Raw genomic sequence first — 24,306 nt, 5'->3', positions numbered from 1 at the left:
TTACTATTCTTACTGTTTTTTATTGCAGTTGTTGGATGATTTTATCTATTTCTTCCTTTTCTTTTGGATTGTGAATTTTGTTTTTGTGAAGATTATTCGCCTTTAATAGCGTACCTGTTTTAGTAATAAATTTTCCAGAACGTTCTATTGAGGTAGGATTGAAACCATTAAAAAATGGTTTAAGTTTTGTTACAAGGTAACTAAACTGTGTAGTTTCGCATTGAAGATAAATTTGCGATTCTGTATTTGCAAAATCTTTTGCTAATAACAATTGGTGCAAATGTTCAACAGTTGTGCGGTTATCTAACAAATCGATTTTTAGATTTACTTGTTTAAGTACAGTTAGCAAAGTTGAAGTGTCATTACTTTTATATCCAAAAGAAGTCTTGGGTGTTGCTTTCGTTTTTGATGTTTTTTTGGTAGCAACTTTTTTAGTGGTGTTCTTTTCTATTAAGCTAACATCAAAAGTTTCATCATTAAAGTATTTTTCTGCAATTTCAGAAATTGAGAATTTTGTATTTTCCGAAAATTGTCCGTATTGCTCTTGTAGTTCAGCATACAACCTTATTACAGATACTTTTAAGTAGTTTATGATATAATTGTCATCATTATTTAAATCTGTTGTTATACCTCTTTTATTGATATAAGTTGCAATGTCATTTAAGTACTTATCAAATTTATTAAGTAGAATGGTATAGCTGTATTTATTTTCTGGTGTAGTTGCATTTTTCGGAAATTCCTTTACAAATGATGCTACTGTATTTTCTGTTTCATTAATTATTAGCTTTTGATAGTATTCTTTTTTCGCATTTAAAGGCTTTTTAAAGTTTACTTTAAAAACTGCGTTATTAGCTTTTTGGTTCAATTTAAAATCAGACAATAAGTATTTAAAATCCTTTTCCTGTCTATTATCTCTATGTAAGCCATTGGTTATAGAAACCAAACTTGAAAATATACTTCCTTTCATTATAAATCCAGTTGAATACGGTTAGCAGCTTCTTTCTTTTTATCGTCAATTACTTTGGCATATATCTGTGTAGTTCGTAACTCTTTATGACCTAATAATTTTGATACAGTATATATGTCTGTACCCAAAGTTAATTGTAAGGTAGCGTAGGTATGACGCGCACAATGAAACGTAATAGTTTTAGTAATACCTGCCTTCATCATCCATTGTTGTAATTTTAAATTAGACCAGGCACTATAATGTAAGCCATCAAATACTTTATCGTCTGGATTACCTTTTTCTCCTAATAGATTTCTTGCTTGGTCTGATATTGGTAAGGTTTCGACACCTTTAGTTTTCTTTTGTCTAAATCGGATATAATATCCCATTTCTTTTGAGTGCTGGATTTCTGACCATATCAGTTTTTCAATATCTGACCAACGTAATCCGGTTAAAGCTGAAAAAATAAAAGCATTCTTTAAGATAGGCAGTTCACATTCTGTATTAACTGCTTTTTGTAATTCATCAAGCGTTAAAAATTCTCGTTGAGGTTCTCCTTGTTTAAAATACTCTACACCATTTGCAGGATTTACTTTTAAAATTCCATCCTTGACCGCCTGTTTTAATGCCGCTGAAAATTTACCATAATACGAATATTTTGAATTTTGAGACAATTGCTTACCTGCTCTACCTATTGCTTCTTTATCTAAATACTCTTTGAAACGCTCAACAAACGATTTGTCTATATCTTGAAAACTAACATCTGTTGGACAAAACTTTTTTAAATGTTTTAGCATACTATTCCAATTACCATAATTGCCAGAGCTTGTATTTTTCTTTTCTGCTAAAGCTGTGATATAAGTAATAAAACTACCTTTTAGCTTTTCAATATCTTGAAAGCCATAAATACCATTTTGAATTTCTATTTGTCGCTGTGCACATATAGTTTCAGCCAATTGTTTGGTTTTCTTATTAACCTCTCTTTCAGTTTTGGTTTTAGGATTAGGTGTAAGGTATAAGCGTAAGTATTCTGTTTTACGTTTGCCTTTATGATAGTAATCTAAATACAGACTTATTTTGTCGTTCTTCTTGCGTTGTCTTAATGTTACTTTCATAATGGAATTAATTAAAAAGGTTTTCTATTTGCCATCTGGCCACAATACGCTTTCTACCAAAAGGAACTGCTTTTAAACGTCCTTGTTGAATCATTCTTTGAATGGTCCATCTACTCACACCAATAAGCTGTGAGGCTTCTGTAACACTTAAAAAATCCTTGTTATTTACTGCATTAGGATTATGAACCTCAACAACTTGTTTTTGCTGTTGCATATCTTCAGTAAGAGTAGCTTGAATTTTTTCTTTACGTTTGCGTGCCTTATAGGCTCTTTTTGCACAAGTATCACCACAGTATTTAGTAACTGTTGTACGTGCTGTAAATGCATTACCGCAATGCTTACAAGTTTTAGGAATGAATAAATTACTGCTCATAAATGGTGCTTTATGTAGCGTAATGGTGCAACGTGGTGCGTTATGGTGCATCATTTCGCCAATATCTTCGCCAACAGAAATGGGCAACAATTCTATATTTTAGGCAACAGATATACAACAAATTTAATCAAAAAAGAGCAAATAAACAACAAATAAAAGAAGATAAAATACTATAAAGCCAACAATAACAAGGTATTAACAAATAAAAGAAAGTAAGTTACTTTCCAATACAGAAATTAGCAAAAATATTACCTAGTAAATCATCACTTGTAATCTCACCAGTAATCTCACCAAAATGATATAAAGCTTGTCTTATATCAATGGCTAATAAATCTCCAGACAAACCAGACTCTAAACCATACTTTACTTTGGTTACCTCTTCAAAAGCTTTTTGTAGTGCATCATAATGTCTAGAATTAGTTACAATAGTTTCGTTATTACGTAAAGCTCCTGTATTTACAAATCCTAAAAGTTTTTCTTTTAATTCTTCAACTCCTACTCCTGTTTTAGCAGATAATAAATGAAGGTTATCTATAGTGCCTTTTAAAGATTCTACTTCTGTATTCGATAATTTATCTACTTTATTAGCGATTACTACCAATGGCTTTAAAGGATATTTATTCTTAATTTTTTCAATTTCAACAATAAACTTTTCGCTATCGGTTTTAAATTGTTCTGCATCAAATAAATATACAACTACTTGTGCTTGTTCAATTTTTTCAAACGTTTTCTTAATACCAATACTTTCAACAACATCTTTAGTTTCTCTTATTCCTGCGGTATCAATAAACCTAAAACCAATTCCACCAATAACAATTTCGTCTTCAATAGTATCTCTAGTAGTACCAGCTATTTCGCTAACAATAGCACGTTCTTCGTTTAAAAGTGCATTAAGTAATGTAGATTTACCAACATTAGGTTCTCCTACAATAGCAACCGGAATTCCGTTTTTTATCACATTTCCAACAGCAAAACTATCTATCAATCGTTTTAACACAAAAACAATTCTATTTACTAAATCTTTAAATTGCGTTCGGTCTGCAAATTCTACATCTTCTTCAGCAAAATCGAGTTCTAATTCTATTAAAGAAGCAAAGTTTAAAAGTTCTTCACGTAGTTTTGCAATTTCCGAAGAAAAACCTCCACGCATCTGTTGCATAGCAATTTGGTGTGACGCTTCATTATCACTAGCTATTAAATCTGCAACCGCTTCCGCTTGACTTAAATCTAATTTTCCGTTTAAAAAAGCACGTAAGGTAAATTCTCCTGCATTGGCCATTCTGCAACCATTACGCAAAAACAATTGAATAATTTCTTGCTGAATAAATACAGATCCATGACAAGATATTTCTACCACATTTTCACCTGTATACGAATTTGGGTTTTTAAAAACAGAAACCAAAACCTCATCTAAAGTTTTGTTATTTTCTATAATATGACCTAAATGAATAGTATGCGTTTTCTGTTTACTTAAATCTTTGTTATGAATAGATTTAAAAAATGCAGAGCAAATAGTAATTGCCTCAGGTCCAGAAAGTCTTATAACTGCAATAGCTCCTGCTCCTGAAGGAGTTGCTAATGCAACAATTGTATCATTTAATATCATGTTACAAAAGTAAGCAATTGTTAAAATAAAACTAACATATTTACATTTTGAAAATAAATTAGTAATATCTACTATATTTGTGGTAAAAAATAAATTTATGCAACGAATTATATCCTTATTATGTATTTCACTTTTTTTAATTTCTTGTTCTAAAGAAAAATCAGATGGATACGTTATTAACGGAAAATTAGACAATCCTAAGAACAACAGTTTAGTACAGTTATTAAGATCTCAAGGTAGACATAAAGTTGTTATAGATAGCGCACGAGTTGTGGATAACACATTTACCTTAAACGGAAAAGTGGAAAGCTCAGACATGACCTATTTAACTATTGAAGATGTAAAAAGCAGCCTTCCTTTTATTATTGAAAATGAAAATATAGATTTAACGATTTATACAGATAGTATTTACTCTTCTAATATTAATGGAGGAAAACAAAACGATTACTTTAATGAGTACCAAGATTTTGTTAGAACATTACGTAGTAAAAACCAAAAGCTATCTGAAGAATACAAGATTGCTAAACGAAATCAAGACACCGCAAAATTAAGTGAGCTACGTAAGACGTATGAAGGTATTTTAAAAGAAAACGAAGAAAATGATAGTGCATTCATGGCTCAAAATAAAGATGCTACTTTATCTGCATTAATTTTAGAACGTGCTTTATTATCTAACAAAATAGAGTTTGTAAAAGCTAAAGAATTATATTCTAACTTTGACGAAACAACAAAAAACACAAGAGCAGGAAAGGCGGTTTCTAAATTTATTACAGAAAATGAAAAAACTGCTGTAGGTAGTATTGTACCAGATTTTTCTGCACCAAATCCTGAAGGAAAAACAATTTCTTTAAATGATATTAAAGGTAAAGTTACTATTATAGATTTTTGGGCTGCTTGGTGTGGACCATGTAGAAAAGAAAACCCTAATGTGGTAAAAGTATATGAAAAATACCACGAAAAAGGTTTAGAAATTATTGGCGTTTCTTTAGATGGTACACCACAACAAAAAAATGCTAAACAAGCTTGGATAGATGCTATTGAAAAAGATAATTTAAACTGGCATCATGTTTCTAACTTAAAATACTTTAATGATCCTATTGCAAAAGAGTTTAATATCAATGCTATTCCTGCAACTTTTATTATTGATGCAGAAGGTAAAATAATTGCAAAAAACTTAAGAGGTCCTGCTTTAGAAGAAAAAATAGCAGCATTACTAAACTAATACCTACAGAAACTTTGTTTCTAGACCCAATTACACAAAAAAAAAGCTGAATTAATTTTCAGCTTTTTTTTTTATAATTTTATTTCCTCTTTTTTAAATCTTATTCATTCGCTTTAAAACAAACAACAATACAATAGGTATTGCTAACAAACCTATCATTAGCAAGTTTGTTTTAAAAAGCCAAGTAGCCAAAAACAAGGTAATTAAATAACCACCAATGGCACCTCCAAAATGGGCATCATGACCTATATTACCTACTTTATTTTTCATTCCGTAAATTGAGTATAAAAGATACCCAATACCAAACACATAAGCAGGAATTGGTATAGGTACAAAAAACATATACAAACTCATTTCAGGACGTAATAAAATAGCAGAATATAAAATACCTGTTACTGCTCCACTTGCTCCAACAGCACTGTAATGGTATTCGTCTTTATGAAAATATAAAGACAGTAAACTACCAAGTAACAAGCTACCTATATAAACAAATAAAAAACTTAAAGTACCTAAGTCTTGTATAACAATATCGGCAAAAAAGTATAAGGTTAACATGTTAAACAATAAGTGCTGTGTATCTACATGTAAAAAACCAGAACTAAACATTCTAAACTTTTCGCCACGTTTTATACCTCCAACATGAAACTTATATGTATCAAAAAAATTATAATCATTAAACCCTTTGTAAGAGATTAACACATTTGCAACAATAATTACTATTGTTACAATACTTAAATTGCCCATAAATTTGAAACTTTTAAATCAAATATAACATATATTTGCTCTTGCAAATCTAAAATTATTTCATGCAATTTCTTGCTTACATTTTAATTTATCCATTTTTATGGATTATTTCTATTCTTCCGTTTAAAGTATTGTACTTTATTTCAGATATATTATATGTTTTGGTCTATTATGTAATTGGTTACAGAAAGAAAACAGTTATGTATAATTTAAGGCTTGTTTTTCCTGATAAAACCGAAAAAGAGCGCATCACCATTTCTAAAAAGTTCTTCCACCATTTATGTGATATGATTTTAGAATCTATAAAATCATTAACTATTTCTGAAAAAGAAATGAAAAAGCATTTCACTTTTACTAATGTAGAGCTTATTCAGGAGTTAGAAAAAACTGATAAAAACATTGCATTAATGTGTGCGCACTATGCAAATTTTGAATGGATTTTTATATTACAAACCTACGTTAAAAGAAAAGGATATGGTGTATACAAACGCTTAACCAACAAATATTTTGATGCTTTGGTTAAACGTATTAGAGCTAGGTATAATAGCTACTTAATTACTACTAAAGAAACTATTCCTACTTTATTAGAATCTAAAAAAACAGGAGAACTCTCTATTAGCGGATTTGTATCTGACCAATCACCAAAGGCAAAGAAAGCTTTTCATTGGAATGACTTTATGGGCATTAAGGTTCCCGTACATACAGGAGCAGAAATGCTTGCCAAACGTTTAGATATGTCTGTAGTTTTCTTTGGAGTAAAAAAAATAAAACGTGGTTATTATGAAACTTCTTTTAAAACCCTAGCTATAAATGCCAACGACTATAAAGACTATGAAATTACAGATATGTTTTTAAAATTAGTAGAAGAGCAAATACTAGAAGCTCCTGAATATTATTTATGGACACACAAACGCTGGAAACATAAAGACAAAGTTCCAGCTAAATTTCAATAGACCTTGTCTTATATCCCTTAAACAAAAACAGCGTACAATTACCTTAATGCATTGTACGCTGTTTTTTTTATAATGTAAAATCTAACTATTTAGAAACAGCTTCAATTTCATCAATAAAACGGTCTGCTAAAGCATCTGCTATTTCTTGCGATTTTGCTTCGGTATAAATTCTAATAATTGGTTCGGTATTACTTTTACGTAAATGCACCCAATTTTCAGCAAAATCAATTTTTACACCATCAACAGTAGTTATGTTTTCATTGGCGTAACGCGATTCCATCGTTTTTAAAATAGCATCCACATCAATTTGTGGCGTTAATTGTATTTTCTTTTTACTCATAAAGTAACTAGTATACGTTTTTCTCAATGCACTTACTGACATTTCTCTTTCTGCTAAAAGACTTAAAAATAAAGCAACACCAACTAAAGAGTCTCTACCATAATGAGATTCTGGATAAATAATTCCGCCATTACCTTCTCCTCCAATTACTGCATTATTTTTTTTCATAAGCTCCACCACATTTACTTCACCAACAGCACTAGCTTCATAGGTTCCTCCATGTTTTTCGGTAACATCACGCAACGCTCTAGAAGAACTCATATTACTTACTGTACTTCCTGGTGTTTTACTTAAAACGTAATCTGCACAAGCAACCAAAGTATATTCTTCGCCAAACATTTCGCCATTTTCATCCATAAACGCCAATCTATCTACGTCTGGATCTACTACAATACCAAAATCTGCATTCTCTTTAACTACCATTTCAGACAGGTCTGTTAAATGCTCTTTTAAAGGTTCTGGATTGTGCGGAAATTGTCCGTTTGGCTCACAGTACAATTTTACAGCTTGTACACCTAAGCGCTCTAATAGCTCAGGAATAGCAATTCCTCCTGTTGAGTTCACTCCATCAACCACTACTTTTAAATTGGCATCTTTAATCGCTTTAACATCTACCAAGTCTAAATTTAAAACTTCATCAATATGTAAATCTATATATGCTTGGTTTTTTGTTATTTCTCCTAAGTCATCAACTTCGGCAAATTGCATAGTATCTGCTTCTGCAATATTTAAAATTTTCTCTCCTTCTACTCCATTTAAAAATTCGCCTTTAGCATTTAAAAGCTTTAAGGCATTCCATTGTTTTGGGTTATGACTTGCTGTTAAAATAATACCACCATCTGCATGTTCCATTGGTACAGCAATTTCAACCGTTGGTGTTGTAGATAAACCTAAATCTACCACATTAATACCAAGACCTACTAAAGTATTCATTACCAAATTCTGAATCATTTCCCCTGAGATCCTTGCGTCTCTACCAACAACAACCTTATACGTTTCTTTTTGGCGTTGTTCTTTTAACCAAGTACCATATGCTGCTGCAAATTTTACTGCATCTAAAGGTGTTAAATTATCACCTACTTGTCCTCCTATAGTTCCTCTAATTCCAGAAATTGATTTTATTAAAGTCATAATTTTTTTAATGTTTGCAACAAATATAATATTTCAAAACGGGAATCTTATGTTATGAATTTGTAAATTCACAGAATGAATTTTTTAGCACACATTTATCTTTCTGGAAACAATGAATTAATCACTATTGGTAACTTTATTGCTGATGGTATTAGAGGTAAAAGATATCAAGAGTTTCCTAAAGACATACAAATAGGCATTCTATTACATAGAGAAATAGATACCTTTACAGATGCACATAAAACCGTTAGAGAAAGCACCAAGCGTTTGCATAAAAATTACAGCCATTATTCTGGCGTTATAGTAGATATATTATACGATCATTTTCTTGCTAAAAACTGGAGTCAGTATTCTAATGTTCCCTTAGAGGATTACGCCAATAATTTTTACAATTCTTTGCAAGACCATTTTGAAATCTTACCAACAAGAATTCAAAAACTAATGCCTTATATGATAGCAGATAATTGGTTGCTAAGCTATGCAACTATTGAAGGTATTTCTAAGGTTTTAGTCGGAATGAACCGAAGAACAGAAAACCGTTCTAAAATGAATTTAGCTGTAAATGAATTACAAGAATTTTATAATGAATTTGAAGATGAATTTACTCGTTTTTTTGAAGAGCTTACTACTTTTTCAAAAAACAAATTAATAGAATTACAAAACAAACAAAACCTTTAATTTTACATTGCTTGCCTTCTTGCAATTTTAAACAAAACGAAACTATTATGAAAAAATACATTTTATGCTTACTCATAAGTATTGTTTTATGCGCTTGTAAAAAACAAGAAAAAAAGATTACAACAAGTTTAATAACCGAAAAAGCAATGGTGGTTTCTGCTCGTGAAGAAGCTTCAAAAATTGGCTCAGACATAATGAAACAAGGCGGTAATGCTTTTGATGCTATGCTAGCTACAGATCTGGCTTTAGCTGTTGCATATCCTTACGCAGGAAATCTTGGTGGTGGTGGTTTTATGGTCTATCGTTTAGAAAACGGAGAAATTGGTTCTTTAGATTATAGAGAAAAAGCTCCTTTAGCTGCTACAAAAGATATGTATTTAGATTCGCTAGGTAATGTAATCCCTAATCTAAGCACTCGTGGTGCTATGGCTGTTGGTGTACCAGGAACTGTTGCTGGTACTTTTGCGGCACATAAACGTTTTGGTAAACTACCAATTACAACCATCATGAAACCTGTAATAGCACTTGCAAAACAAGGAGTTGTAGTGACCAAAAATCAAGAATTACGTATTGCAGAAAAACAAGAGGATTTTAAAAAAACCAACAAATCTGATTTTTTATTTACTAAAGAATGGAAAGAAAAAGATAGTATAAAATACCCAAACCTAGCAAATACTTTAACCCGAATCATGAAAAATGGTCCTGAAGAATTCTACAAAGGGGAAACTGCAAAAATACTAGCAAAACACATTCAAGATAATGGAGGAATTTTAACCGAAGAAGACCTTGCTAACTACCAACCTAAATGGCGTAAACCTGTTACTTTTTCTTATGATGATTTAAACATTATCTCTATGTCTCCTCCTTCTAGTGGTGGTATTTGTTTAGCTCAAATTATGAAAATGATTGAACCTTATGATTTAGATAAACTAGGACATAATTCTGATAAAGCCATTCAAATTATAACCGAAGCAGAACGTCGTGCATACGCAGACAGAAGTTTTTATTTAGGCGATCCAGATTTTGTTAATGTACCGCAAAAACAATTAATTAGCACCACCTATTTACAAGAAAGAATGCAAGACTTCTCCTTTGAAAAAGCGACTAAATCTGCAGACGTATCTCATGGTAAAGTAGAAATTATGGAAAGTAATGAAACAACACACTACTCTATTGTAGACCCTTTTGGTAACGCTGTTTCTGTAACCACTACACTAAATTCTGGTTATGGTTCTAAATTGTATTGTAGTGAACTTGGTTTCTTTTTAAATAATGAAATGGATGATTTTTCTAGCAAACCAGGAATACCAAATGTATATGGTTTAGTTGGTGCAGAAGCAAATAGTATTCTGCCAGAAAAACGCATGCTAAGTTCTATGACACCAACTATTGTAGAAAAAAATGGTAAACTATATATGGTTGTTGGTACACCTGGAGGCTCTACTATTATTACTTCGGTAATGCAAACCATTTTAAATGTACATGAATACAAAATGAATATGCAAGAAGCTGTTGATGCACCACGTTTTCACCACCAATGGCTACCAGATGTTATTATGATGGAACCAAATTCTTTTAATAAAACAACCATTCAAAATTTAGAATCTAAAGGCTATACTATTAATGAAAAAGATGCACCTGTTATTGGTAAAGTAGATGCTATTTTAGTTTTAGATAATGGCAAATTAGAAGGTGGAGCAGACAAACGTGGCGATGATGCTGCTTCAGGATTTTAAACAAACCACTAATTTATAGTTGAAAAAACAAACCCTTAAATGAAAAAACAAAAAAAAACAAGCATAAAAAAAATATTTAAAATAATAGCAGGAGTAATCATTTTCTTCACCTTACCAAGCTTTCTGTTTTTTGGATTTTTATATTTTAAATACAACGAAGAATTACCAACAGGAACACCAGGCGAACAAGCAGATGCTTTGGCATACAAAATGCTAGATGCACTAGACCATGAAAAATATAAAGCCACAGATTATATAGAATTTACCTTTAAAAAAAGACACCATTACAAATGGAATAAAAAAGAAAACACTTGTGAAGTCTATTGGAAAAACTACAAAGTACATTTAGATTTAAACAATACTTCTAAAAGTGAAACTTTTGAAGGAGATCAAAAAGTGCAAGGCACACCAGCGAAAGAATTAATAAAAAAAGCAACCGATTACTTTAACAATGATAGCTTTTGGTTAGTAGCTCCTTACAAAGTTTTAGATCCAGGAACAGAACGAAGACTGGTTAAAACAGAAGAAAATAAAGATGCTTTACTAATAACCTATACTTCTGGTGGCTCAACTCCTGGAGATTCATATTTATGGTTGCTAAACGATTCTGGAAAACCTACAAGTTTTAAATTATGGACTTCCATTTTACCAATTGACGGATTAGAAGCTTCTTGGAACGATTGGACAACTACAGAAACAGGTGCTATGCTTCCTACCTTTCATAAACTTTTAGTGCTAGGTTTAGAAATAGAAGACTTAAAGACTTTGCATTTGCAGTAAGCATTATTTTGTGGATTGCGCGCTGTAATCAGATAAAAAATCTTGTTTATAGGTTTCCGCGAAAGCGAAATTTTTGTTTCCTATATATTTTAAAAACCACTTAATAACAATTGTGTAAAACAGATTTGTAGCATCTTTATTTTAATAAAATCCTAACTAATTACCTTTCTTAAAGACAAGTAAAAACTGTATCTTTGCACCTTTGCAAATTTATGTCCAAATTCGAAGAAAATATTGAAGTTCAAGGTGCTCGTGTTCATAATTTAAAGAACATAGACATCTCTATTCCTAGAGAAAAACTAGTGGTTATTACTGGCTTGTCTGGTAGCGGAAAATCCTCACTAGCTTTTGATACCATTTATGCCGAAGGGCAACGTAGATACATTGAAACTTTTTCTGCCTATGCAAGACAATTTCTTGGTGGCTTAGAGCGTCCTGATGTAGATAAAATTGATGGTCTCTCTCCTGTTATTGCTATAGAGCAAAAAACAACTAGTAAGTCACCACGATCAACCGTTGGTACCATTACAGAGATTTATGATTTTTTACGTTTACTTTTTGCTAGAGCTAGTGATGCGTACAGTTATAATACTGGCGAAAAAATGGTAAGCTATAACGATGAGCAAATAAAAGCGTTGATTACAGAAAGTTTTTCTGGAAAACGCATTAATATATTGGCTCCAGTGGTGCGTTCTCGTAAAGGGCATTACAGAGAGTTGTTTGAGCAAATTGCAAAACAAGGCTTTGTAAAAGTAAGAGCTGATGGCGAAATAAAAGACCTTGTAAAGGGAATGAAGCTTGACAGATACAAGAATCATGATATTGAAATTGTAATTGATAGATTGAAGATTGATGCTTCTGTAGATAATGATAAACGCTTAACCGAAACCATAAACACTGCCATGTATCATGGTAATGATGTACTTATGGTTTTAGATCAAGACACCAACGAAACTAGATTTTTTAGTAGAAGTTTAATGTGTCCTAGTTCAGGAATTTCTTATCCTAATCCAGAACCTAATAACTTTTCGTTTAACTCTCCAAAAGGTGCTTGCCCTAAATGTAATGGTATTGGTACCTTGTATCAAGTAAATGAAAATAAAATTATTCCAGACGATTCTATTTCTATTAAAAATGGTGCTCTTGCTCCTCATGGACCAGAAAAAAATTCATGGATTTTTAAACAATTACAATTAATTGCACAACGCTACAACTTTAAATTAAGTGATGCGTATAAAGATATTCCGGAAGAAGCCAAACAAATGATTTTGTATGGTGGAAACGAAAAATTTACTGTAAACAGTAAAACGCTTGGTATAAAAAGAGACTACAAAATAGATTTTGAAGGTGTTGCTAATTTTATAGAAAGCCAATATGCTAACGCAGATTCTACATCGTTAAAACGTTGGGCAAAAGAGTATATGGATAAAGTAGATTGTAATACTTGTCATGGTGCACGTTTACGTCAAGAATCGCTTTACTTTAAAATAAACAACCAAAACATAGCAGAATTAGCCAATAAGGATATTGTTGATTTAGCAGCATGGTTTAAAGATTTACACAAAAGTCTATCTAAAACACAGCTAAAAATTGCCGAAGAAATTATTAAAGAAATTAGAGCTAGATTGCAGTTTTTATTAGATGTTGGTTTAAATTATCTTTCGCTAAACCGAAGCTCTAAAACCCTTTCTGGTGGAGAAGCACAGCGTATTCGTTTAGCTACTCAAATAGGCTCACAATTAGTTGGAGTGCTTTATATTTTAGATGAACCTAGTATTGGTTTACACCAACGTGATAACGAAAAACTAATAAATTCATTAGTAGCATTACGTGATGTTGGTAACTCGGTAATTGTTGTAGAACACGATAAAGACATGATTTTAAGAGCAGATCATGTTATAGATATTGGTCCGCATGCAGGAAAACATGGAGGCGAAATTATTAGCCAAGGTACTCCTCAAGAAGTTTTAAAACACCATACACTCACTGCAGAATACCTAAACGGCACTAAGCAAATTGAAGTGCCTGAAAAACGTAGAGAAGGAAACGGAAAATTCTTAGAACTTAAAGGCTGTACAGGAAACAACTTAAAAAATGTTTCGGTTAAATTTCCTTTAGGAAAAATGATTGGTGTTACAGGAGTTTCTGGTAGCGGAAAATCTACTTTAATTAATGAAACCCTCTATCCTATTCTTAATGCTTATTACTTTAATGGCGTTAAAAAACCAATGCCTTACAAAAGCATAAAAGGTTTAGAGCATATAGATAAAGTAATTGATATAAACCAATCTCCTATTGGTAGAACACCTCGTAGTAATCCTGCTACATACACAGGTACTTTTAGTGAAATACGTAGTTTATTTGCCAAAATACCAGAAGCTATGATTCGTGGTTACAAACCAGGAAGATTTAGTTTTAATGTAAAAGGAGGAAGATGCGAAACCTGTCAAGGTGGTGGTTTACGCGTTATTGAAATGAATTTTTTACCAGACGTTTATGTAGAGTGTGAAACCTGTCAAGGTAAACGTTTTAATCGCGAAACTTTAGAGATTCGTTATAAAGGAAAAAGCATTAGTGATGTATTAAACATGACTATTAATGAAGCCGTTGAATTTTTTGAACACATTCCTAAAATTCATAAAAAATTAAAAACCATAAAAGATGTTGGTTTAGGCTATATCACTTTAGGCCAACAAAGTACTACACTTTCTGGAGGTGAAGCGCAACGTATTAAACTTGCCACAGAATTAAGCAAACGCGATACAGGTAATACTTTTTATATACTTGATGAGCCTACTACAGGATTACATTTTGAAGATATTAGAGTACTAATGATTGTATTAAACAAACTAGCCAATAAAGGAAATACTGTTTTAATTATTGAACACAACCTAGATGTTATTAAAGCCGTAGATCATATTATTGATATTGGTTATGAAGGCGGAAAAAATGGTGGTGAAATTTTAGTAGAAGGAACTCCAGAAAAAGTTGCAAAACATAAAACTAGCTATACAGCCAAGTTTTTAAAGAAAGAATTGAATTAAAAAAATAGTATCTAGTTTTGCTACTGTGCTAAAAAAAGAACTAAATTAGCAAGTTGCTTAAAAAACAAAATACTAAAAATAAATATTAAAATACATGAGAAAAGAACAACATCCAAAAGGATGGAATGAAAAGAAAACAAACGATTCTTGGGCCATTTTTAAAATAATGGGAGAGTTTGTTAATGGTTATGAAAAATTAAGTAAAATTGGTCCTTGTGTATCCATTTTTGGATCTGCAAGAACTAAACCGGAAGATAAATACTATAAACTAACAGAGAAAGTAGCGCATAAAATTGTAGATCATGGTTATGGTGTAATTACTGGTGGAGGACCAGGAATTATGGAAGCTGGTAATAAAGGAGCACATCTTGGAGGTGGTACTTCGGTTGGTTTAAATATTGAATTACCTTTTGAGCAACATGACAACCCTTACATAGATCATGACAAAAGTTTAGATTTTGATTACTTCTTTGTACGTAAAGTAATGTTTGTAAAATACTCGCAAGGTTTTGTAGTAATGCCTGGAGGTTTTGGTACATTAGATGAGTTATTTGAAGCTATTACCTTAATTCAAACAAATAAAATTGAAAAATTTCCAATTATTTTAGTTGGTAGAGAATTCTGGGAAGGTTTATTTGACTGGGTTAAAGCAACTCTATTAGATAAGTTTGGAAATATCAGTGCTAAAGATTTAGATTTAATTCACCTTGTAGATACAGAAGATGAAGTTATAGATATCTTAGATGCTTTCTATAAAGAATATGGCTTTAGCCCTAACTTTTAATTAGTGGTTATTTTAAAATTTAAAAATACACTTAAGAGAAAAGTAAATAACAATAAAAAACTTCTTCTAGTTTTAATAAGTTTACTTAGCATTAAAAGTGTCTTATCACAAGATACTTTTAATGCTATGTTTTATAATTTATTAAATTTCCCTTTACAAACCATTCCTGATAACAGATTAGATTATTTAGGCGTTATTTTAAACAATTACCAACCAGATATTTTTATGGTTTGTGAATTAAATAATGAAACTGGTGCCAATAGCATCCTTAATAAGATGCAGCAAGAAATAAACCCAAACTATGCCATGGCAAATTTTGAGTTAAATACTTCTGATGATGCGCTAGGAAATCAAAACGATTTACAAAACCTGCTTTATTTTGATAGTACCAAGTTTAGCCTACAAAGCCAAACTATAATTACAACCATTTATAGAGACTTTAATCACTATAAGTTAAAACTTAATACTACAGATCAAGATATAAACCCTTTATACCTTGAAGTAATAGTTGGCCATTTAAAAGCTTCAGATGGTGTTGACAACCAAGCACTACGTTTACAAATGGTAAACGATTTAGAAAATTATTTAAACACACTACCACAAGACAGTCATATCTTACTTTCTGGCGATTTAAATTTATATAGAAGTTCTGAGCCTGCTTTTCAAGAATTAATACAAACCGAAAACCACATTACATTTATAGATCCTGCAAATAAAATAGGCTCTTGGCATAACAACACCAACTATCTAGATGTGTTTACACAGTCTACTAGAACTGCAACAGGTTTAGGAGGTGCAACTGGTGGTTTTGATGATAGGTTTGATTTTATATTAACATCCGAAAGCATGAGTAATGCTTCAGGAGAAAATACCGATTTATTTTTTGTTGAAAACTCCTATCAAGTATTTGGTAATAACGCGAATGTTAACTGCTATAATCAAGAAATTAATTCTGCTAGTTGTGCAGAAGACAGCAACCCTAACACCACAGATTATTCGTTAGAAATAAGAGAGTCTTTATATAATTTTAGTGACCACCTTCCTGTTACCTTACAAATACAGACCAATCAGCAATTTTTAAGTATTCCTGAATACACAACATCAAATTATTATGAAATAATTGGCACAAATATTATTTCTAATACCTTAAATTTACAAACTAACAACCAAGAAATCAGTAACAAAAAACTAAATATTTTTAATACTTTAGGACAATTAGTAAAAACAATTCGTTTAAATAATACAAAAACGCATTATATAGACGTTTCTAATTTAAATAATGGTGTATATTACATAGTAACCCCTAATTTTAATAAAGAACCTTTAAAGTTTGTGAAAGTAAATTGATAAATCGCTACCTACTTTTTTTTCTATTCACCTTAGTGAATTTTTTAAGCTTTAGTCAAAATTCCATTGACCTAAAGGCAACTTTTGATGTTACAAGTAAAAAAATTGAAATAGAACAAACTATTCAATACCAAAATACATCTAACAATACTTTACAGTATATTTATTTAACAGATTGGAGCAATAGTTATTCAACAAAAAACACTCCTCTAGCCAAACGTTTTGCCGAAGAATATAAAAATGATTTTCACTTTGCTAAAAACGAAGACAGAGGTTTTACGGTTATTACTTCTTTAAAACAGAACAATAAAGAGGTAAGTCATGAACGACTAAAAAACCAATTAGATATTATAAAAGTAAGACTAAACAAGGCTTTAGCTCCTAACGAAACTTACACACTACACCTAAATTATCTTGTACAAATACCCAACGCTAAATTTACACGCTATGGTATAGACAGCGCTAATAATATAAATTTAAAATATTGGTATATAACTCCTGCTGTTTATGATGGTACTTGGCATTACTTTAGTAACAAAGGTATTGAAGATGCCTACATACCAAAAACAGATCAAAACTTTGAAATTACCTATCCAGAAAGTTACATTTTAACCACAGAACTTGATGAGGTACAAAACACAAAGCACAACAACACCATAACAACTACCTTACAAGGAAAAGATAGAGTTAACACCAAATTATTTCTATTTCAAGAACCGCGTTTTAATACTGTACAAACCGATTATTTTAGTGTTGTATCTAGTATTGGTGACGTAAATTTAACACAAACAGAAAGAGTATTAATTACAGACAAGGTTGCAGGATTTATTACTGAAAATCTTGGCGAATATCCACATGAACGCTTATTAGTATCCAACACAGATTATAAGAAAAAACCTATTTATGGCTTAAACTTATTACCTGACTTTTTTCGTCCATTTCCTGATAGCTTTCAATACGAACTAAAATTATTAAAAACAGCTTTATATAATTATTTAGAAAACACGCTTTTAATAAACCCAAGAAAAGACCAATGGTTAATAGATGGGTTTCAGATATATTTCTTAAAAAAATACGTGAGAGAAAATTATCCAGATATGAAAATCTTTGGAAGCCTTTCTAATATCTGGGGAATTAAATCCTTTCATGCTGCACAACTTAGTTTTAATGATCAGTATAATCTTTTATATATGAATATGGCAAGAGGTAATCAAGACCAACCGCTTACCAAACAAAAAGATTCCTTATTAAAATTCAACAAAAACATAGCAAACCCAAACAAGGCTGCAATAGGTTTAGAGTATTTAAATAGTTATGATGAAAGCATACAACTAAATCAATCTATACAGGAGTTTTTAAACCTTCAAAAACTAAAACCTACCACTACCAAAGATTTTGAAAAATTTATAACAACAAAAGCCTCTAAGGACATTCATTGGTTTTTTAATGAGTATTTAAAAACCTCAAAAAAAATAGACTATAAAATAGAAAAGGTAGAACCTAGCAGAGATTCTGTTAAAGTGGTTATTAAAAACAAAACCAGAACAAGCATGCCTACTTCTTTATTCACCTTAAATAATGATAGTATTACAGGCAAGTACTGGATTAACAATAATGCGCTTTATGATACTATAAAACTACCAAAAAACAAGGCTACAAAAATTGTTCTTAACCAAGATAAGATAACACCAGAACGAAATAACAGAAACAACACAAAGTCACTAACAGCCTCTTTATTAAACAAGCCATTACAAATAAGACTATTAAAAGATGTTGAAGACACTAGGTATAATCAAGTATTAATTATGCCTATTTTAGAGTTTAACAACATCTATGATGGTATTGTAGTTGGTACAAAAGCATACAATAAAACGGTACTTAAAAAAGATTTCACCTACAAAATTGCGCCTCAATATGGTTTAAAATCTAATGCTTTAACGGGTTCTGCTAACCTTGTTTATCATCAATATAATGACAGCAACAGAAATTTATTTAAAATACAATATGTATTAACAGGTAGTTATGATAGTTATGCTCCTGACCTATTTGTAACCTCCATAAAGCCATCTATAACTTTTCATTTTAGAGATACCGAAAATTTACGAGCTAATAAAAGAGGCTATTTAAACCTAAGATATGTAAGTATTAGAAGAGATAAAGACGTTAATAATATTTTATTAGACGAAGCCGAACCTAATTATAATATTTTCAACTTAAGGTATATAAACAAAAATCCAGGTTTAATAGAATTTTCTAGTTGGTTTGCAGATTTTCAAGCATCACAAACTTTCAGTAAAATATCTTTTAATTACGAATACCGAAAATTATACCAAAACAACAGACAGCTTAACGTTAGGTTTTTTGCAGGAGCATTCTTAAAAAACAAAAACCAAGCAAGCAACAATTATTTTAGTTTTGCTCTAGACAGACCTACAGATTATTTATTTGATTATGGCTACTTAGGACGATCGGAAAGTACAGGAATATTTAGTCAAGAATTAATTATTGCCGAAGGTGGTTTTAAATCAAAATTAGAAACTCCCTATGCCAATCAGTGGATGGCAACTACAAACATAAGTACATCGATCTGGCAGTACATTCATGCTTATGGAGATTTAGGTACATTAAAAAACAAAAATGAAAAGGCTAAACTAGTTTATGATTCGGGATTAAGAATAAACTTAGTAGAAGATTATTTTGAAATTTATTTTCCGGTTTACTCTAATCTAGGATGGGAAATTGCACAACCACAGTATAGCCAAAAAATTCGTTTTAAGTTTACTGCAGATATACAATCCTTACTTGGACTGTTTAGAAGACGTTGGTATTAATTATTACTCTTGCTGCTAAAAACCAAAGCACTACCACTTAAATATAAGCTTACTATTTAACGTTTTACACTTGTTACTATTTTAAAATTTATATAAAAAGCATATTTTTTATAGTTAAATAATTTTAAATTTAGACAGAAATTCCATTAAAATATATTCATAAATTTCCCTTATAATTCACTTATATTTTACATTTAACAAAAATACCATGCATATATTAGTAATTTCGTAATATTTTAAGACATTAGTATATTGCAAAAATGCTTTATTTTATGTAAATTTGCAACTTATGAAAGCATCAAAAATGACAACAAATCCAGAAACAATTGAAGACATTTCTTTTAACGATTTTAAAGCTGAAGTTTTAAAAGATTATACTATTGCTGTAACCTCCAGAGAATGCAGTTTATTAGGTCGTCGAGAAGTTCTTACAGGAAAAGCAAAATTTGGAATTTTTGGTGATGGTAAAGAAATACCACAACTAGCTTGGGCAAAAGCCTTTAAAAATGGAGATTTTAGATCTGGTTATTATCGAGATCAAACCTTTATGATGGCTATTGGTGAACTTACCATCGAGCAATTTTTTGCTGGATTGTATGCACATACAGATATTAATAACGACCCAATGTCTGCTGGTAGACAAATGGGAGGACATTTTGCTACGCATAGTTTAGATGAAAACGGAAATTGGAACAACTTAACCAAACAAAAAAATTCTAGTGCAGACATCTCGCCTACTGCAGCACAAATGCCACGATTACTTGGTTTAGCACAAGCGTCAAAAATTTATAAAAATGTTGAAGGTATAGATGCCAACAACTTTTCTGTTAATGGTAATGAAGTAGCTTGGGGAACCATAGGAAACGCAAGTACTAGTGAAGGCCTATTTTTTGAAACCATAAACGCTGCAGGTGTTTTACAAGTACCTATGGTAATAAGTGTTTGGGATGATGAATACGGAATTTCTGTACACGCAAAACACCAAACTACAAAAGAAAACATCTCTGAAATACTAAAAGGATTTCAACGTGTTAAAGGAACCAACGGTTACGAAATTTTAAGAGTGAAAGGTTGGGATTATCCTAACTTAATAGAAACCTACCAAAAAGCAGGTGAAATTGCTAGAAAAAACCATGTTCCTGTTTTAATTCACGTTAATGAATTAACACAACCACAAGGGCACTCTACTTCTGGTTCTCATGAAAGATATAAAGATGCAGAACGCCTAAACTGGGAAGCAGAAAACGACTGTAACCTTAAAATGCGCGAATGGATTATTGCAAATAATTTTGCAACCAAAGAAGAACTTAGAGAAATTGAAAAAAGCATAAAAAAACGTGTTCGTGAAGGTAAAAAAGCTGCATGGTCTGCATACAGCAATCCTATTGCTCAAGAACGCAGTGAACTTATTTCTCTTTTAGAAAACCTTGCTAATACAAGTGCTAACAACGTTTTTATAACTAAACTTAAAAATGATTTAGCCGATATTATAGAGCCTATTAGAAAAGATAACCTTTCTACAGCAAGAAAAGCTTTACGCTACGTTATTAGTGAAAATTCATCAGAAAAAACACAACTTACTAATTGGATTAATAATTATATTAATACCATACAACCTAAATACAGCTCGCATTTACATAGCCATTCTAACCAATCTGCTTTACAAGTAACAGAAGTAAAACCTACCTATGACGCAGATGCTAAAATGGTAGATGCTAGACTAGTAATTAGAGATAATTTTGATGCGCTTTTTAGCAAACACCCAGAAGTTATTATTTTTGGAGAAGATGCAGGACATATTGGAGATGTAAATCAAGGTCTTGAAGGCATGCAAGAAAAATACGGAAAATTCCGTGTTTCTGATACAGGAATTAGAGAAGCTACTATTTTAGGTCAAGGAATTGGGTTATCTATGCGTGGTTTAAGACCAATTGCAGAAATTCAATACCTAGATTATTTACTATATGCCTTACAGATAATTAGTGATGATTTAGCTACTGTACACTATAGAACACATGGTAGACAAAAAGCACCATTAATTATTAGAACACGTGGTCATAGACTAGAAGGTATTTGGCATTCTGGTTCGCAAATGGGTGGAATTATAAACCTTGTTCGTGGTATTCATGTTTTAGTACCAAGAAACATGACCAAAGCGGCTGGTTTTTATAATACCTTACTAGAAAGTGACGAACCTGCTTTAGTTGTTGAATGCTTAAATGGTTACAGACTAAAAGAAAAAATGCCTAACAATATTGGTGCATTTAAAACACCTTTAGGTGTGGTAGAAACAGTAAAAGAAGGAAGTGATATTACTTTAGTTTCTTATGGTTCTACTTTAAATATTGTTGCACAAGTTGCCAAAGAATTAATAGAAGTTGGTATTGATGCAGAAGTTATAGATGTGCAATCTTTACTTCCTTTTGATTTAAACCACGATATTGTAAAAAGCGTTGAAAAAACAAATCGTTTAATAGTTATAGATGAAGATGTTCCTGGTGGAGCTTCTGCTTATATTTTAAACGAAATACTAAATACACAAAATACTTACCAGTTTTTAGATAGTAAACCACTAACATTAACAGCAAAAAGTCATCGTCCTGCTTATGGTACAGATGGTGATTATTTTTCAAAACCTTCTCACGAAGATATTTTTGAAACGGTCTATCAAGTAATGCATGAGGTTAATCCTAATGATTATCCAAAATTAAGATAACTAGTAAGATTTATATACTTTTTAAAAAGCCTTTCAAGAAATACTTGAAAGGTTTTTTTTATATTTATAGTAAATCAAACCTATAACCAATGCTTACCAAAAAAGATAAAGAACAACTTAGAGGAACTATTTTTAGACATTTAGATGGTATAGCAACAGCAACAACAACTTTTGCATTACATAAAAAAGGGGTTTTAGATTTTTTACTACAAAACAAAAAAGCCAATACAACAGATCTTGCTAATACATTTAAAGCAAATGAAGGCTATTTAAACATAGCTTTACGCGTTTTAGCAGCACAAGGTTGGTTGGTTCAAGATATAAATAACACCACCAACATAGTCTCTTATCAAACCAACCAAAATAGCGAAGAAGCATTTAAACTCGCTCCTTTATATGAAGATGCTATTAAGCTTCTCTCCTATTCGGTTAACTTTCCAGAAAAACATGTTAGTGCTGATGCCTTTATAGCTTTAGAACGTATTTTTAAAAATTATGAAAAAAACTTTCATTTAAAAGCAGAAACCCAAGTAGAACAACAAGTACTAAAACATATCGAAGGCTGTATTGTTGCGCCTATAATTGTTATGCTTGGTGTAAATGGCTTATTTCATAAATACTTTATGGAAGCCTCTTTTACAGCAGAAGAATACCATAAAGACCCAGAAAGCTTTAAAAAAATACTAGATTTCTTTTCGTATTTAGGCTGGTTTACTAAAAAGAAAAACACCTATCAATTTACAGATCAAGGATTGTTTTTTGCTAAAAGAGCAAGTGCCTATGGTGTAACCGTTTCTTATTTACCAACCTTCTTACAACTAGACGAATTACTTTTTGGAAACCCATTAGTATTACAAACAGAGTCTCCAGACGAAACCGAAAAACATGTACAAAGAGAAATGAATGTTTGGGGAAGTGGTGGTGCACATTCAACCTACTTTAAAGTTATAGACCAAGTAATTATAAAGCTCTTTAATAAACCTATTGATGAGCAGCCAAAAGGTATTTTAGATATGGGCTGTGGTAATGGTGCTTTTATTAATCATATTTTTGATGTTATAGAACACCAAACCTTACGTGGTAAAATGCTAGAAGAACACCCTTTATTATTAGTTGGTGCAGATTTTAATCAAGCAGCATTAAAAGTAACCAGAGCCAATTTAATTAAAGCCGATATTTGGGCAAAAGTTATTTGGGGAGACATTGGCAGACCAGATTTATTAGCAAAAGACCTTAAAGAAGATTATAATATTGAACTTAAAGATTTACTAAACGTACGTACTTTTTTAGACCATAATAGAATTTGGCAAACACCAAAAACCATTACCAATAAAATAAGTTCTTCTACTGGTGCTTTTTCTAGTAAAGGCAAAAGACTTAGCAATAATTTGGTGGAAGACTCTTTACGTGAACACCTACTAAAATGGAAACCCTATGTTGAAAAATTTGGCTTGTTAATTATAGAATTACACACAATTAATCCTAAATTTACAGCAACTAATATTGGTAAAACTGCTGCTACAGCTTATGATGCTACACATGGTTATAGTGATCAATATATTTTAGAAATAGATGTATTTAATAAAATAGCAACAGAAGTTGGTTTATTACCTGATAAAAATTATTTCTCGAAATTTCCAAATAACAACTTAGCAACAGTAAGTATCAATTTATTAAAAGGTTACCATTAAAATGATAGAAGAAAACAGCTTAACAACAAGAGATTGGTTAGCAATAGAAAGAACCAAATTAGCAAATGAACGTACTTTTTTAGCCTATTTTAGAACTTTTGTTGTCTTTTTAGGAACAGGACTTGCCATTTTAAAATTAGAACTTTTTACAGAATTAGAAACTTTTGGAATTCTATTAGTTGCTACTTCTCCTGTAATACTACTTATTGGTATTATTCGATTATTTCGAGTAAAACAAACCATAAGAAAACACTACAAACTTTAATCTT

General features: G+C 31.2%; 18 protein-coding genes. 12 read left to right on the top strand and 6 right to left on the bottom strand.

All coding sequences use genetic code 11. From position 1 onward, the window contains the following. Positions 1 to 19: 19 nt before the first annotated feature. The 4 genes from ACFSSB_RS00860 to mnmE all read right to left on the bottom strand — a co-directional run bounded on the left by ACFSSB_RS00860 (position 20) and on the right by mnmE (position 4,040). On the bottom strand, positions 20 to 967 hold the full coding sequence (locus ACFSSB_RS00860; protein WP_013622769.1) for a DUF6617 family protein: 948 nt from the start codon (positions 965 to 967) through the stop codon (positions 20 to 22). Beyond that, positions 967 to 2,061 carry a site-specific integrase gene (locus ACFSSB_RS00855; RefSeq protein WP_013622768.1) on the bottom strand — a complete coding sequence of 365 codons (1,095 nt, stop codon included), beginning with the start codon at positions 2,059 to 2,061 and terminating at the stop codon, positions 967 to 969. Before ACFSSB_RS00855 ends, ACFSSB_RS00860 begins: the two co-directional genes overlap by 1 nt. 7 nt (positions 2,062 to 2,068) lie before the next feature. Continuing rightward, positions 2,069 to 2,524, bottom strand: coding sequence for a helix-turn-helix domain-containing protein (locus ACFSSB_RS00850; protein WP_289044135.1), 456 nt, complete (start codon positions 2,522 to 2,524; stop codon positions 2,069 to 2,071). Positions 2,525 to 2,651: 127 nt separating this feature from the next. Continuing rightward, a complete protein-coding gene (gene mnmE, locus ACFSSB_RS00845) occupies positions 2,652 to 4,040 on the bottom strand; it encodes a tRNA uridine-5-carboxymethylaminomethyl(34) synthesis GTPase MnmE (protein ID WP_379899977.1) in 1,389 nt (462 codons plus the stop codon). A 97-nt stretch (positions 4,041 to 4,137) separates the two neighbouring features. Here mnmE and ACFSSB_RS00840 point away from each other — a divergent pair, with 97 nt between their 5' ends. After that, positions 4,138 to 5,262, top strand: coding sequence for a redoxin domain-containing protein (locus tag ACFSSB_RS00840; RefSeq protein WP_379899975.1), 1,125 nt, complete (start codon positions 4,138 to 4,140; stop codon positions 5,260 to 5,262). 93 nt (positions 5,263 to 5,355) lie between these two features. On the opposite strand, the gene ACFSSB_RS00835 is transcribed toward ACFSSB_RS00840, so the two are convergent. Next, positions 5,356 to 6,006: a rhomboid family intramembrane serine protease gene (locus ACFSSB_RS00835; RefSeq protein WP_379899973.1), complete on the bottom strand. Its 651-nt coding sequence runs from the start codon at positions 6,004 to 6,006 to the stop codon at positions 5,356 to 5,358. Between the two features lie 62 nt (positions 6,007 to 6,068). On the opposite strand from ACFSSB_RS00835, the gene ACFSSB_RS00830 reads away from it, so the two are divergent. After that, positions 6,069 to 6,959, top strand: coding sequence for a lysophospholipid acyltransferase family protein (locus ACFSSB_RS00830; protein WP_379899971.1), 891 nt, complete (start codon positions 6,069 to 6,071; stop codon positions 6,957 to 6,959). Positions 6,960 to 7,044: 85 nt separating this feature from the next. On the opposite strand, the gene glmM is transcribed toward ACFSSB_RS00830, so the two are convergent. Next, positions 7,045 to 8,430 carry a phosphoglucosamine mutase gene (gene glmM / locus ACFSSB_RS00825; RefSeq protein WP_379899969.1) on the bottom strand — a complete coding sequence of 462 codons (1,386 nt, stop codon included), beginning with the start codon at positions 8,428 to 8,430 and terminating at the stop codon, positions 7,045 to 7,047. A gap of 75 nt (positions 8,431 to 8,505) precedes the next feature. Between glmM and ACFSSB_RS00820 the strand changes: the two genes are divergently transcribed. The 10 genes from ACFSSB_RS00820 to ACFSSB_RS00775 all read left to right on the top strand — a co-directional run bounded on the left by ACFSSB_RS00820 (position 8,506) and on the right by ACFSSB_RS00775 (position 24,302). Next, positions 8,506 to 9,108, top strand: a complete 603-nt coding sequence (locus ACFSSB_RS00820; RefSeq protein WP_379899967.1) for an acyl carrier protein phosphodiesterase — start codon at positions 8,506 to 8,508, stop codon at positions 9,106 to 9,108. Positions 9,109 to 9,155: 47 nt separating this feature from the next. Then, positions 9,156 to 10,844, top strand: coding sequence for a gamma-glutamyltransferase (gene ggt / locus ACFSSB_RS00815; protein ID WP_379899965.1), 1,689 nt, complete (start codon positions 9,156 to 9,158; stop codon positions 10,842 to 10,844). 39 nt (positions 10,845 to 10,883) lie between these two features. Next, positions 10,884 to 11,624, top strand: a complete 741-nt coding sequence (locus ACFSSB_RS00810) for a hypothetical protein (RefSeq protein WP_379899963.1) — start codon at positions 10,884 to 10,886, stop codon at positions 11,622 to 11,624. A 212-nt stretch (positions 11,625 to 11,836) separates the two neighbouring features. Continuing rightward, positions 11,837 to 14,668 (top strand): excinuclease ABC subunit UvrA, encoded by a 2,832-nt coding sequence (uvrA, locus tag ACFSSB_RS00805; RefSeq protein ID WP_379899961.1) that lies wholly within the window; start codon positions 11,837 to 11,839, stop codon positions 14,666 to 14,668. Between the two features lie 94 nt (positions 14,669 to 14,762). Beyond that, complete coding sequence (locus ACFSSB_RS00800; protein ID WP_379899959.1) at positions 14,763 to 15,452, top strand: LOG family protein; 690 nt, start codon at positions 14,763 to 14,765, stop codon at positions 15,450 to 15,452. 126 nt (positions 15,453 to 15,578) lie between these two features. Further along, positions 15,579 to 16,799: a T9SS type A sorting domain-containing protein gene (locus ACFSSB_RS00795; RefSeq protein WP_379899957.1), complete on the top strand. Its 1,221-nt coding sequence runs from the start codon at positions 15,579 to 15,581 to the stop codon at positions 16,797 to 16,799. Positions 16,800 to 16,834: 35 nt separating this feature from the next. Beyond that, on the top strand, positions 16,835 to 19,630 hold the full coding sequence (locus ACFSSB_RS00790) for a metalloprotease (RefSeq protein ID WP_379899955.1): 2,796 nt from the start codon (positions 16,835 to 16,837) through the stop codon (positions 19,628 to 19,630). A 304-nt stretch (positions 19,631 to 19,934) separates the two neighbouring features. Further along, a complete protein-coding gene (locus ACFSSB_RS00785; RefSeq protein ID WP_379900341.1) occupies positions 19,935 to 22,346 on the top strand; it encodes an alpha-ketoacid dehydrogenase subunit alpha/beta in 2,412 nt (803 codons plus the stop codon). Between the two features lie 89 nt (positions 22,347 to 22,435). Continuing rightward, a complete protein-coding gene (locus tag ACFSSB_RS00780; RefSeq protein ID WP_379899953.1) occupies positions 22,436 to 24,037 on the top strand; it encodes a class I SAM-dependent methyltransferase in 1,602 nt (533 codons plus the stop codon). 1 nt (position 24,038) lies between these two features. After that, positions 24,039 to 24,302 (top strand): DUF202 domain-containing protein, encoded by a 264-nt coding sequence (locus tag ACFSSB_RS00775; RefSeq protein ID WP_379899951.1) that lies wholly within the window; start codon positions 24,039 to 24,041, stop codon positions 24,300 to 24,302. Positions 24,303 to 24,306: the final 4 nt, after the last annotated feature.

Source organism: Lacinutrix gracilariae (assembly GCF_042684485.1).
GTDB classification, from domain to species: Bacteria; Bacteroidota; Bacteroidia; order Flavobacteriales; family Flavobacteriaceae; genus Oceanihabitans; species Oceanihabitans gracilariae.
Note: the sequence above shows the minus strand (reverse complement) of the source record. Positions and strands in the feature narration are given on the sequence as shown.